Source organism: Rhodococcus sp. BE178 (assembly GCF_050433545.1).
GTDB lineage: Bacteria > Actinomycetota > Actinomycetes > Mycobacteriales > Mycobacteriaceae > Prescottella.
This window is the reverse complement of the sequence record NZ_JBNPXA010000004.1, coordinates 231357-243524: the sequence shown is the minus strand read 5'-3', so window position 1 is coordinate 243524 and position 12168 is coordinate 231357. Positions and strand designations below refer to the sequence as shown.

The following is a 12168-nucleotide window of genomic DNA, read 5'->3' as shown; positions in this document are numbered from 1 at the left end:
CGTCTGCGGGGTGCCGGCGTCGCCACGGACGGTGTCAGCTCACTTCAGCTCGGAGAGCACGGCCTCGATGCTGGTGATCATCGCGACCGGCGCCTCGAACATCGCGTAGTGGCCCGCGTTCGCGAGGACGTCCAGCTCGCACTGCGGCAGCTGCGTCATCCAGGTGGCTTTCATGGTCTCGGCGCCCAGCGCCGGATCATGCTCGCCGACAATCGTCTTGACCGGGATGGACGTCAGCGGCAGCTCCGCGGCGAAGTCGGCCCCGGCCCAGGAACGCAGGTACGCACCGAATGCCGGGCGGGTGGTGAAGTCCACCGAGAACTGCGTCATCTGCCGCAGCCACGTCGCGGACTGCCGGTTACCGGTGGTGAAGTCGAGGATCGCGTACCGGTTGCCGTCCTCGTTCTCGGCGCCGCCGAACAGTGCCGCGGTGTCGTCGTCGAACGGCACGCCCGACGCGGGAACGGGGCTGACGCCGATCACCGCCGTGACCCGGTCGGGGGCGTCGGCGAGCACGCGCAGCGCGGCGGCGCCGCCCATCGAGTGCCCGATGAGGGCGAAGCGGTCCCAGCCCAGCTCGTCGGCCAGCGCGAGGGTGTCCGCGGAGATCTCCTCGAGCGTGAACTCGCCCGCCTCGTCGCGTCGCGCGCCGTAGCCGCGGTAGTCGATCAGGGCGTAGGTGTACGCGTCGGTGTCGATCAACTCGGGCAGCATGCCCCAGCCCTCGGACGTGCCGAACCAGCCGTGCAGCGCGATCACCTTCACGGGGCCGTGTCCGACCAGCTTGTGAGCGATGGTCATTCGACTTCTCCTGTCTGTAGCGGTGTGACGAACGGGCCGGGCCCCGGCCCCGACCCCTGTCGGGATCGGGGCCGGGGCCCGGATGTCTAGGTCGGCGTCACCGACCGATTCTCATCGGTCACGCGACCTCGTCGAGATCCACGCCCTTGGTCTCGCGGCTGAACAACAGCGCGATCACCGTGATCGCCATCGTGATCACCAGGTAGCCGATAACCATACCGACGCCGTAGTTGTCGATCAGCCAGACCGCGATGAACGGGGCCGGCGCGCCGGCGATGATCGACGAGCCCTGGAACACCAGCGACGAACCGGCGTAGCGGTAGCGCGTCGGGAACAGCTCGGTGATCCAGGCGGCCTCCGGGCCGGCGAGCATGCCGTGGAAGAACGCGCCCACGCACACACCCAGCCACAGCATCGGCAGGCTCTCGAGCTGGACCAGCCAGAAGAACACCGGTGCCCACACCACGAGGATGATCGCGGGGACGAGCATCGCCTTCCGGCGGCCGATGCGGTCGGACCACGCGCCGCCGCCGATCATGCCGACGAACTGGAACAGCGACGCGAACGTGACGGCCATGATGATGTCGCCGCGGTGGAAGTCGAAGTACGTCGTGGCGTAGGCGATGACGAACACGGTGTAGACGTAGAACGCGATGTTCTCGCCCAGACGCATGCCGAGCCCGATCAGGACGGCGCGCGGACGGCGCAGCGCCTCGAGGATGCTCGAACGCTCGTCGGCCTGCGGGGCCTTGGCGGCCTGCTCCTGCGCGGCCTTGAAGACCGGGGACTCCTCGACACCGCGACGCACCCAGAAGCCGACGATCAGCAGCGGGATCGCGAACAGGAAGGCCACACGCCAGCCCCACTGGTCGAACGCGTCGTCCGTGAGGAAGAAGCCGAGGACCGAGACGATGACGGTCGCGAGGACCGTGCCCATCGGGGCACCGGCCTGCGGCCAGGACGCCCAGAAGCCACGCTTCTTCGGTTCGCCGTACTCGCTGACCAGCAGCACCGCGGCGCCGAACTCGCCACCGAGCGCGAAGCCCTGGATCATACGCAGCACGACGAGTGCGACCGTGGCCCAGATGCCGATCTGGTCGTAGGTCGGCAGCAGGCCGATCGCGGCCGTCGCGGTGCCCAGCATGATGAACGTCGTGACGAGCATCGGCTTCCGGCCGAACTTGTCGCCGAGATGGCCGAAGACGATGCCGCCCAACGGGCGGGCGATGAAACCGAGGCCCTGGGTCGCCAGCGCCAGCAGCAGCTTCGCGACGCCGTCGTCGCCGGGGAAGAACAGCGGGCCGAGGACGGTCGCGGCGAGGATGCCGTAGATCGCGAAGTCGTACCACTCGAGCACGGCACCGGCCATGCTGCCGGTGAGGACGCGCTTGAAGCTCGACTTGGGCGGCTGGTCGCTACGAGCCGGGCCGGCCGGCGCAGAGACTGTCGGTGATCCCATTACGGATCCTTTCGGGTGCTGAAGAAGAGGGGGAGGTGGGTCAGAGCGCGAGGCTGATCTTGGTGCCGCATGCGCGAGAGCAGCAGGTCATCATCGACTTGTTCTGAGCCCGTTCGGTTTTGGTGAGCACCATGTCGCGGTGATCCACCTCGCCGTCGAGGACGGGGGCTTCGCACGATCCGCACAGCCCCTCCTCGCAGTCGCTCTGGATGTCGATGTTCGACGCACGCAGGGCGTCGAGCACCGTCTGGTCGGCGGCGACCTGGAGGGTCAAACCCGAGTCACGCAGTTCGACCTCGAACGCGTGCTCGTTGGCCGGGTCGAGCTTGGCCAGATTGGATGTGAAGTGTTCGACGTGCAGGGAGTCCTCGAGCCAGTGGGCGCTGGCCTCGTCGAGCGCGGTGAGCAGGCGTTCCGGTCCACACGAGTAGATCTGGGTACCGTCGACCGGGACGTCGAGCAGGGCGGGGATGTCGAGGCGGTTGCCGGTGGAGCTCGCGTGCACCGTGGTGCGGTCGCCGTGATCGGCCATCAGCCGGTCGAGCAGCGCCATCGTGGAGCGATCGCGCCCGCAGTAGTGGATCTCGTAGTCCTTGCCGGTGGCCTTGGCATGGTCGGCCATCGCGATGATCGGCGTGATGCCGATGCCGCCCGCGACGAAGATGTAGCGCTCGGCGTCGGGGTCGAGCTTGAAGTGGTTGCGCGGTCCGCGCAGCTTCAGCGTGTGGCCGGCCTCGAGGGTGCGGTGCACGTAGCGCGACCCGCCGCGGCTCTCGGGTTCCTCGAGCACCGCGATCTCGTACGTGGACAGGTCGTTCGGATCGCCGCACAGCGAGTACTGCCGGGACAGGTCGCCGAGGTCGATGTCGATGTGCGAACCCGGCGTCCACTTCGGCAGCGCCTTGCCCGACGGATCCGACAGGGTCACGCGCACGACGCCGTCGGCGGCCGGGGTGATCGCGTCGACGGTCACGGTCCGGGAGATGTTGGTCTTGGACGGTTCACCGATCTTCACCGGCTGGCGGTTGTCCAGGATCGACGGATCGGTGCGTTCCGGGTTCTTCGCCGGATCCCACTGCACCAGAACGTGGTCCGGTCCACGGAACGACGTGTTGGGCAGGTAGGTGAACTTCTGGTCCGGCACGAGTTCCATGTGCGGCAGACGCTTGGTGAACTCCTCGAGGAAGATCTGCATCTCCATGCGGGCGAGGTTCTTGCCCATGCACTGGTGGCTGCCGTAGCCGAACGTCAGGTGGTCGCTGGAGTTCTCGCGCCGGATGTCGAAGTCGTCGGCATTGTCGAAGTGGCGCTCGTCGTGGTTCGCGGACGAGGTGACGATCAGCAGCTTCGAACCCTCGGGGATGTCGATGCCCCCGATCGTGGTGTCGGCGGTGACCAGGCGGCGCCAGGCGGCGACCGAACCGGAGTGGCGCAGGCACTCCTCGACGGCGTTGGGGATCAGGCTCGGATCGGCGCAGATCTCCTCCCACACGCTGCGGTTCTCGAGCAGCAGGCGGAACGCGTTCGCCGAGGCGTTCGCCGTGGTCTCGTGTGCCGCAACGATTCCCGCCATCATCATCGAGTGCAGGTAGGAGTCGGTGACGACGTCCGGCAGCTCCTTCTGCATGCGGATGCCGAACGGCATCCAGCCGTGGCCCGACGGATCCTTGCGCATCTTCTCGAGTACCTGGCCGGCGTACTGCCAGAACTTGCCGACCGCCTCGGCGACCGCGACCTGCTCCTCGGGTGCGGGCCGGCCCCACGTGTTGACCGTGTGCGCGATCGAGTAGCTGCGCAGCTCGTCCATGTCCTCCTCGGGCACGCCGAGGAAGTGCAGCGCGACGGTGAGCGGGACCTCCCACAGCATCTCGTCGACGAGGTCGGCCCGACCGGTCTCGATGAACCGGTCCACGTACTCGCGGGTGAGGCGGCGGACCATCGGTTCGTGGTGGACCAGTTCCTTGGGGGTGAACGGATCCATCAGGACTCGGCGGCGCGGCATGTGCGCGGGTTCGTCCTCGTTCACCATGGTGCGCGACATCGCGTAGTCGTACTTGGCGAGCGTCGCCGTCGCCTCGTCGGATACGGGGGTGATCTTCTCGAGCGCGATCGAGGGCGAGAACAGGATGTTGTCGCGGAACACGGCCTTGACGTCCTCGTACCGGGTGACGACCCAGTAGCCGGTTTCGGGGCTGAAGAACACCGGCTCCTCGTCGCGCGACCAGCGCAGCGACGCGGCAGGGTCCACCTGGTACGGGCCCGTGAACGGGTCGAAGGCGGCGGCATTCGCGGAAACCGGGCACCCGGTGTTGGACATGGCCGCAGCGCGGCCGGCGTTCTGCAGGGCTGTGTGGTCGATCGGGCACACGCTCATGACTGGCATCTCCGTCTGTCTGAAAACTGCGCTCATCTGCGAAGTTACTAATAGCGCACATCGTGTATCGGTGAGCGAACTCCGCACAGAGTAAGTGCGGTCACATTCGGGGTCAAGTAGGCCTCAAATAACGACGCGAGTGGTCTGTTCTGTGGTAGGGCGAGCGACCCCGGAATCGCCGGTCGCGGGGGGTACGCGACCCCGCCCCCGTTCGCGATTTGCGCACTTGGCGGTCTCGGGAGGGCCTGCGTCGGACCGATAAGTGCGCGAAACGCGCGGGTGCGGGGTGGGTGGGGGCCGGAAGGCCCCGGCGGTCAGGCGCCTCGGACGCTGATGCGGGTCTCGATCTCGCGCGCGGTGCGCTTCACCGCGGCGGCGGCGCCGTCGGTGTCGAGGCCGTCGATCGCGACGACGCCGACGCTGCGTTCCAGGCCGGTGCTCGACCCGAAGCCCGGGGGCAGCGCGATGCCCGACGCGATGCCCACCGCGCCGTGTTCGAGCTGGCCGCGGGTGAGGCTGTAGCCGTCGGCGCGGGCCTGACGCACCGGGTCGGGGTCGTTCGACTGCTCGGGACGCAGCGCGAGGATCGCGATACCCGCGGCGCCCTTGTCGAGGGGGTGGCTGCTGCCGACGCGGTACCCGACCCGCAGCAGCGTGCCCTCCGGTTCGGCCACCATGATCACGACGCAGTTCTGCCCCTGAGCTGCGGAGACGAACGCCGTGGCCTTGGTCTCGTTCGCGAGGGCGTACAGCAGGGGTTGCACGTCGCCGGAGAACTGCGGTTCGAAGCGGGACGCCAGGATCGCGGCACCGACGCCGAGCCGGATGCGTCCGTCGTCGGTGCGTGTGACCAGCGAGTGCGCCTCGAGCGTCGCGACGATGCGGTAGCAGATGGCCCGGTGGACATCGAGTTCCTTGGCCAGGTCGGCCACCGAGATGCCGGCCTGCGACTGGGCGACGACGTCGAGCGCGCGCAGCCCACGATCGAGGGTCTGCAGCGTGCTCATATCCGTCCTGTCCGGGGGTTGTCGGGGCCTGTCGTGCGGGCTCGACCCCGTGCTCCGGGGCCTTTGCGCCGACTTTACGGGTCAGGTGGTCGAACGCGGTGGACCCGATCCACGGGGTGGGCACTCGGTCAGGGAAGCGCTGATCAAATAGTTAACAGATATACTAATTTGGTGAGGATTCGACGACTGTCGCAGCTGACGGCGACGACTGCCCGCCGCGATAGGGTGACCGCATGAGCGGGGATGACGGGCGGAACGGCCGGGCTGCGGGGGACGCTGCGGAGCCGGAGGCCGGCGATCTCGACTTCTGGTCGTTCATCGATCTCGCGAATCGGCGCCTGAGCACCGAGTACGGTTCCACCCATCAACTCGCCACGCAGGTTTTACTCACCCTCAACCGGGCCGCGAATGTGGTGACGTACGACCTCGAGTCGTCGGTGCACCGTCCGCGCGGGTTGTCGTGGTCGACCTTCCGCCTGCTGTTCGTGACGTGGCTGGCCGGTCCGATCGAACCCAAGAGCGCCGCCAAGCTCACCGGCATGAGCCGCGCCGCCGTATCGAATCTGACGAAGACCCTGGTGGCGAGCGGTCTGCTCGATCGGTCCCCGGACGAGCACGACGGCCGCTCGGTCCAGCTCTCGCTCACCGAGAAGGGTCGCGCCGAGATGGCCGCCACCTACCGCGAGCACAACGAACGCGAATACGCATGGGCGAGCGTTCTCACCGAGGCTGAACAGCACATTCTCGTGATGCTGCTCGACAAGCTGATCACCAATCGCAGCCAGTTCGACGTTCGCGGACGCAACTGACACACGCGCGTCACCCCCCACTCCCTTCGCGATTCGCGCACTTATCGGTGTCCGCGACGCCGTCCCGGGGCCGATAAGTGCGCAAATCGCGGGGGAGGGGGTACTCGGGGGGAGCGGGGATACCGGGGATACCGAGACGAGACCGCTCGTGTGGTTGCGCTCACGCACCGAAACTAGTTAATCTGTTTACTAACCTCGGAGCGAGCCGGCGGCGGTGATCGATACCGCGCTGCTGTTCCACCGAAGGTGACGACCACAGCCCGGGCAGCGATCCGGGCGCGAGCACTCAGGAGGCCGGTCATGGCGTTCTACCGACAGCTCGGCAACATTCCGCCGAAGCGTCACACCCAGCACCGGGACGAGAACGGCCAGCTCTACTTCGAGGAGCTGATGGGCGAGGAGGGCTTCTCCTCGGACTCCTCGCTGCTCTACCACCGCCACATCCCGTCGGCCATCGTCGATGCGACCGTGTGGGAGCTGCGCGACCAGGGCACCACCCCGAACCACCCGCTCAAGCCGCGGCACCTCAAGCTCCACGACCTCTTCCCCGAGGAGATCTGGGCCGAGACCGACGTGGTCACCGGGCGCCGGCTGATCCTCGGCAACGCCGACGTGCGGCTGTCGTACGTGGTCGCGGCCAAGGAGTCGCCGCTGTACCGCAACTCGCTCGGCGACGAGATGGTGTACGTCGAGTCCGGCGAGGCGATCGTCGAGACCGTCTTCGGTGCGCTGCACGCGCGCCAGGGCGACTACGTCCTGATCCCGATGTCGACCACGCACCGCTGGGTGCCGCAGGGTCCGGAGCCGTTGCGCGCGTACGCAATCGAGGCCAACAGCCACATCGTTCCGCCCAAGCGCTACCTGTCCAAGTACGGGCAGCTGCTCGAGCACGCCCCGTTCTGCGAACGTGACCTGCACGGACCGACCGAGCCGATGGTCGCCGAGGGCACGGACGTCGAGGTGCTCGTGAAGCACCGCGCCGGTGGCGAGATCGTCGGCACCCGCATGGTGTACCCGAACCACCCGTTCGACGTCGTCGGCTGGGACGGTTGCCTGTACCCGTACACGTTCAACATCTCCGACTACGAGCCCATCACGGGCCGCGTGCACCAGCCGCCGCCGGCGCACCAGGCGTTCGAGGGCAACAACTTCGTCATCTGTAACTTTGTGCCGCGCAAGGTCGATTACCACCCGCTGGCGATCCCGGTGCCGTACTACCACTCGAACGTGGACTCCGACGAGATCATGTTCTACTGCGGTGGCGACTACGAGGCCCGCAAGGGTTCGGGCATCGGCCAGGGGTCGATCTCGATCCACCCCGGCGGCCACGCCCACGGCCCGCAGCCGGGCGCGTACGAGCGCAGCATCGGCGTCGAGTTCTTCGACGAGCTCGCGGTCATGGTCGACACGTTCCGTCCGCTCGAGCTCGGTGAGGGCGCCCTCGCGTGCGAGGACGAGGCCTACCCCTGGTCCTGGTCCGGACGGGGGCCCGGCAAGTGACGATCTCTCCGCTGCTGGCAGGGTTGTGCGACGACGCGGCGCTGTTCCCTCCGGGGAATGCGCCGATGGACGCCGCGGTGCCCGCCCACCTCGCGCACGAGCGCAGTGACCACGCTGCACTGGTGGGGCCGTTCGTCTTTCCGGCCCCGCGGCTCGGCGAGCTACCGTCGATCCTCGGCGAGAAGGCTGCCGGGCAGGACGGCGAGCTCGCGCTGAGCCTCACCGTGCCCGGCGGCACCGACGCCGTCCCCGCCGCGCTCGAGCAGTTGCGCGCCATCGACGGCGCGAAGCTGGTCGCGATGGAGATCGCCGTGCCCGAGGGACAGTCCGCGGCCGCACTGCTCGCGGCGCTCGACGAGATCGCCGCCACCGCACCGGGTGTCGACATCTTCGTCGAGGTTCCGCGCGACGACCGCCGCGCCGAGATCCTGGCCGGCCTGGCCGGCACGCCGTACGCCGCGAAGTTCCGCACCGGCGGTGTCGTCGCGACCGCGTACCCGGACGAGGCCGAACTGGCCGCGGCCATCCGCACCGTGGCGACGTCGGGCGTGCGCTTCAAGGCGACCGCCGGACTGCACCACGCGGTACGGAACACGGACCCCGACACGGGATTCGAGCAGCACGGCTTCCTCAACGTCATGCTGGCGACCCATCGGGCTGCCGCCGGTGCGAGCGTCGAGGAGATCGCCGCGACGCTCGCCGAGCGTGACGGTGCACGTGTGGCAGCCGACCTGGACGGGCTGTCGGCCGAGGACGTGGACGCGCTGCGCGCGCGCTTCCTGTCCTTCGGCACCTGCAGCATCAGTGACCCGCTGACCGAACTGGTCGGCCTCGGCCTGGTGCCCCAATCATCCACCGGGCCCTCCGCGCCTACGGGTCCGGTGGATTTCATCTCGATCGACGAAGGACCCCTCGCATGACCGTCATCTCGATTCCTGCCGATTCCCTGTTCGGTCTCGACAACCTGCCCTACGGCGTGTTCTCGACCGCCGATACGGACCCGCGGGTCGGTGTGCGCGTCGGCGACAGCGTCGTCGACCTCGCGAAGGCACTCGGCGACGACACCTTCGCCCAGCCGACCCTCAACGCGTTCATGGCCCAGGGCCGGGACCGTTGGGTCGCGGTGCGCGCGCAGATCACCGAACTGGTGTCCGGCGAGATCGCCGACGACGCCGTCCTCTCGGTGGACGCCGTCACGATGCACCTGCCGATCGCGGTCGCCGACTACGTCGACTTCTACGCGTCGGAGAACCACGCGACCAACCTGGGCAAGCTGTTCCGCCCGGATTCGGCTGCGCTGATGCCGAACTGGAAGCACCTGCCGGTCGGCTACCACGGCCGCTCGAGCACCGTCGTGGTGTCGGGTGTCGACATCGTGCGTCCGTGCGGTCAGCGCAAGGCTCCCGCCGATGCCGCGCCGTCGTTCGGTCCGTCGATCCGCCTCGACATCGAGGCCGAGATGGGCTTCATCGTCGGTGTGGGTTCGCCGCTGGGTTCGTCGATCACCCCGGACCAGTTCGCCGAGCACTGCTTCGGCGCCGTGATCCTCAACGACTGGACGGCCCGCGACATCCAGGTGTGGGAGTACGTCCCGCTGGGCCCGAACCTCGGCAAGAGCTTCGCGACGTCCATCTCCCCGTGGGTCGTTCCGCTGCTGGCGCTCGAGGCCGCCCGCGTCGACACCCCGGTCCAGGATCCGACGCCGCTGCCGTACCTGCAGGGCGAGGAGAAGTGGGGCCTGGACATCGATCTCGAGGTCGAGTGGAACGGCGACGTCGTGTCCCGTCCGCCCTACGCCCAGATGTACTGGTCGCCCGCACAGATGCTGGCGCACACCACCGTCAACGGTGCCGCCGCGAGCACGGGTGACCTGTTCGGTTCCGGCACCATCTCGGGTCCCGAGAAGGATCAACGAGGCGCCTTCATCGAGTTGACCTGGGGCGGAGCCGAACCCGTCGAGGTTGCCGGCGAGCAGCGCACGTTCATCCAGGACGGCGACGAGATCTCGATCTCCGCGACCGCGCCCGGCGCGAACGGCGGACGCATCGGTTTCGGCGAGGTCCGTGCTCGTATTCTGCCCGCCATCGGTGATGCCCGATGAGCAAGGTCTTCGCAACGGCAGCCGAGGCCGTCGCCGACATCGTCGACGGATCTTCGCTCGCGGTCGGTGGATTCGGTCTGTGCGGCATCCCGACCGAGCTGATCGCCGGTCTCGCCGACCGCGGTGTCACGGGACTCGAGGTGTTCTCCAACAACTGCGGCGTGGACGACCACGGTCTGGGAATCCTGTTGTCCGCCGGTCAGATCCGGCGCGTGACCGCGTCGTATGTCGGTGAGAACAAGGAGTTCGCGCGGCAGTACCTGTCGGGTGAGCTCGAGGTGGAGCTGACGCCGCAGGGCACGCTCGCCGAGCGTCTGCGCGCCGGCGGCGCCGGGATCCCCGCGTTCTTCACGCCGGCCGGTGTGGGCACCCCGGTGTCCGAGGGCGGTCTGCCGTGGCGCTACAACGCCGACGGCTCGGTGGCGATCGCGTCGCCGCCGAAGGAGACGCGCACGTTCGGTGGCAGGACGTACGTGCTCGAGGAGTCCATCGTCGCGGACTACGCGCTGGTACACGCCGAGATCGGTGACACCGAGGGCAATCTCGTGTTCAACAAGACCGCGATGAACTTCAACCCGTTGGCCGCGATGGCCGGCCGGACCACCATCGTGCAGGTCGAGAAGCTGGTCGAGCCGGGCGAACTCGATCCCGCGCAGGTTCACCTGCCGGGCGTGTTCGTCCAGCGGGTGGTGCATACGGGTCTGCAGGACAAGCGAATCGAGAAGCGGACGGTGTCGGCATGAGCTGGTCACGTGAGCAGATGGCCGCGCGCGCCGCGGCCGAGATGATCGACGGCGAGTACGTCAACCTGGGGATCGGCCTGCCGACCTTGATCCCCAACTACCTGCCCGAAGGGGTGAAGGTGGTTCTCCACTCGGAGAACGGCATCCTGGGCACCGGTCCCTACCCGACCGAGGACAAGGTCGATCCCGACCTGATCAACGCGGGCAAAGAGACAGTAACGGTGAACCCGGGTGCGGCGTTCTTCGATTCGGCGTTGTCGTTCGGCATGATTCGCGGTGGACACATCGACACCGCGGTCCTCGGTGGCATGCAGGTCTCCCGGAACGGGGACCTGGCCAACTGGATGGTGCCGGGCAAGATGGTCAAGGGTATGGGCGGCGCCATGGATCTGGTGCACGGTGCCCGGCGCGTCATCGTGGTCATGGAACACACCGACCGCGATGGCGGCGCCAAGATCGTCGACCAGTGCTCGTTGCCGTTGACCGGTCAGGCGGTGGTGCAGCGCATCATCACCAACCTCGCGGTCATCGACGTCGCGGACGGCACGTTGGTGCTGCGTGAACTCGCACCCGATGTCACCGTCGAAGAGGTGCAGGAGAAGACCGGCGCCGCGCTGGTCGTGGAACTGGCCGAAGACGCCGCCTAGCACCCCCGATCGCCCGTCCGGCCCGAACCCCCCCTCGGGTCGGACGGGTTCTCCTCAGCGCGGGGCGACGGCCTCGGCGATGAACGCGGCGGCGCGTGCGAACTCCAACTCCATGTCGAAGACGGTGTCCTGACGCCAGTAGCGGATCGTGGTCACGTACACGGCGGTCACCATCTGCGAGAGGAAGCGCAGCGGGTAGTCCTGTCGGACCTCGCCCTTGTCGATGCCGGCCTCGAGAATCCGGCCGAACGCGACGATGAACCGTTCGGTGCGGGCAGAGCTGATCGCGGGTGTCGCGAGGTCCCGATCGAGCTCCCGGGTGGTCGCCCGGAAGTACTGATCGAGCGTCACGGCGGCCTCGACGACGTCGTTGAAGAGCGAGTGGATTCGTTCGGCGGTGGTGAGATCCCGGGCCAACAGATCGTCGATTATCCCCGGCAGCTTGTCCATATGGCCCTGGTGCAGCGCCGACAGCACCGCGTCCTTGCTGTCGAAGTAGTTGAAGAACGTTCCGCGGGACACGTGTGCCGCCATCGCGATGTCGTCGATGGTGGTCCGATCGAAGCCCTGTTGCGTGAACAGTGCCCGTCCCGCCTCGATCAATCGGCCTCGTGTCTGCCGCTTTCGTTCCTCACGGCGTGTGATGATTTCCCGGTCATCCATCATCGCTGTCCCCCGCGTCCCCACCTCGACTGGTTGATCGACAAGTCCCGACATTCGAGAATCT

The 12168-nt window shown here is 67.8% G+C and carries 11 protein-coding genes; 6 read left to right on the top strand and 5 right to left on the bottom strand.

What is annotated here, in order from left to right:
- Positions 1-39 precede the first annotated feature (39 nt).
- The 4 genes from J2X34_RS10420 to J2X34_RS10405 all read right to left on the bottom strand — a co-directional run bounded on the left by J2X34_RS10420 (position 40) and on the right by J2X34_RS10405 (position 5641).
- Positions 40-801: an alpha/beta fold hydrolase gene (locus tag J2X34_RS10420; RefSeq protein WP_114723221.1), complete on the bottom strand. Its 762-nt coding sequence runs from the start codon at positions 799-801 to the stop codon at positions 40-42.
- Between the two features lie 118 nt (positions 802-919).
- Positions 920-2260 (bottom strand): MFS transporter, encoded by a 1341-nt coding sequence (locus tag J2X34_RS10415; RefSeq protein WP_429517013.1) that lies wholly within the window; start codon positions 2258-2260, stop codon positions 920-922.
- A gap of 40 nt (positions 2261-2300) precedes the next feature.
- Positions 2301-4634: a cytochrome P450/oxidoreductase gene (locus J2X34_RS10410; RefSeq protein ID WP_429517011.1), complete on the bottom strand. Its 2334-nt coding sequence runs from the start codon at positions 4632-4634 to the stop codon at positions 2301-2303.
- Positions 4635-4948: 314 nt separating this feature from the next.
- Positions 4949-5641 carry an IclR family transcriptional regulator gene (locus J2X34_RS10405; RefSeq protein WP_114723218.1) on the bottom strand — a complete coding sequence of 231 codons (693 nt, stop codon included), beginning with the start codon at positions 5639-5641 and terminating at the stop codon, positions 4949-4951.
- 233 nt (positions 5642-5874) lie between these two features.
- Between J2X34_RS10405 and J2X34_RS10400 the strand changes: the two genes are divergently transcribed.
- The 6 genes from J2X34_RS10400 (at position 5875) to J2X34_RS10375 (ending at position 11441) form a co-directional block, all read left to right on the top strand.
- Entirely contained in the window at positions 5875-6450 is a 576-nt protein-coding gene (locus tag J2X34_RS10400) for a MarR family winged helix-turn-helix transcriptional regulator (protein WP_114723217.1), read from the top strand.
- Between the two features lie 300 nt (positions 6451-6750).
- Positions 6751-7950, top strand: a complete 1200-nt coding sequence (locus J2X34_RS10395) for a homogentisate 1,2-dioxygenase (protein ID WP_429517009.1) — start codon at positions 6751-6753, stop codon at positions 7948-7950.
- Complete coding sequence (locus J2X34_RS10390) at positions 7947-8870, top strand: hypothetical protein (RefSeq protein WP_429517007.1); 924 nt, start codon at positions 7947-7949, stop codon at positions 8868-8870. The genes J2X34_RS10395 and J2X34_RS10390 overlap by 4 nt, the downstream gene beginning before the upstream one ends.
- Positions 8867-10051, top strand: a complete 1185-nt coding sequence (fahA, locus tag J2X34_RS10385) for a fumarylacetoacetase (protein WP_429517005.1) — start codon at positions 8867-8869, stop codon at positions 10049-10051. The genes J2X34_RS10390 and fahA overlap by 4 nt, the downstream gene beginning before the upstream one ends.
- Entirely contained in the window at positions 10048-10794 is a 747-nt protein-coding gene (locus tag J2X34_RS10380) for a CoA transferase subunit A (RefSeq protein ID WP_429517003.1), read from the top strand. The genes fahA and J2X34_RS10380 overlap by 4 nt, the downstream gene beginning before the upstream one ends.
- Entirely contained in the window at positions 10791-11441 is a 651-nt protein-coding gene (locus J2X34_RS10375) for a CoA transferase subunit B (RefSeq protein ID WP_114723212.1), read from the top strand. The genes J2X34_RS10380 and J2X34_RS10375 overlap by 4 nt, the downstream gene beginning before the upstream one ends.
- Positions 11442-11495: 54 nt before the next feature.
- Here J2X34_RS10375 and J2X34_RS10370 read toward each other — a convergent pair whose 3' ends face one another.
- Positions 11496-12044 carry a TetR/AcrR family transcriptional regulator gene (locus J2X34_RS10370; protein WP_429517000.1) on the bottom strand — a complete coding sequence of 183 codons (549 nt, stop codon included), beginning with the start codon at positions 12042-12044 and terminating at the stop codon, positions 11496-11498.
- Between the last annotated feature and the right edge of the window lie 124 nt (positions 12045-12168).

Bases quoted from the DNA above. Each gene is read 5' to 3' on its own strand.
- J2X34_RS10420 (WP_114723221.1), bottom strand. From the start codon at position 801: ATGACCATCGCTCACAAGCTGGTCGGACACGGCCCCGTGAAGGTGATC.
- J2X34_RS10415 (WP_429517013.1), bottom strand. From the start codon at position 2,260: ATGGGATCACCGACAGTCTCTGCGCCGGCCGGCCCGGCTCGTAGCGAC.
- J2X34_RS10410 (WP_429517011.1), bottom strand. From the start codon at position 4,634: ATGAGCGTGTGCCCGATCGACCACACAGCCCTGCAGAACGCCGGCCGC.
- J2X34_RS10405 (WP_114723218.1), bottom strand. From the start codon at position 5,641: ATGAGCACGCTGCAGACCCTCGATCGTGGGCTGCGCGCGCTCGACGTC.
- J2X34_RS10400 (WP_114723217.1), top strand. From the start codon at position 5,875: ATGAGCGGGGATGACGGGCGGAACGGCCGGGCTGCGGGGGACGCTGCG.
- J2X34_RS10395 (WP_429517009.1), top strand. From the start codon at position 6,751: ATGGCGTTCTACCGACAGCTCGGCAACATTCCGCCGAAGCGTCACACC.
- fahA (WP_429517005.1), top strand. From the start codon at position 8,867: ATGACCGTCATCTCGATTCCTGCCGATTCCCTGTTCGGTCTCGACAAC.
- J2X34_RS10380 (WP_429517003.1), top strand. From the start codon at position 10,048: ATGAGCAAGGTCTTCGCAACGGCAGCCGAGGCCGTCGCCGACATCGTC.
- J2X34_RS10375 (WP_114723212.1), top strand. From the start codon at position 10,791: ATGAGCTGGTCACGTGAGCAGATGGCCGCGCGCGCCGCGGCCGAGATG.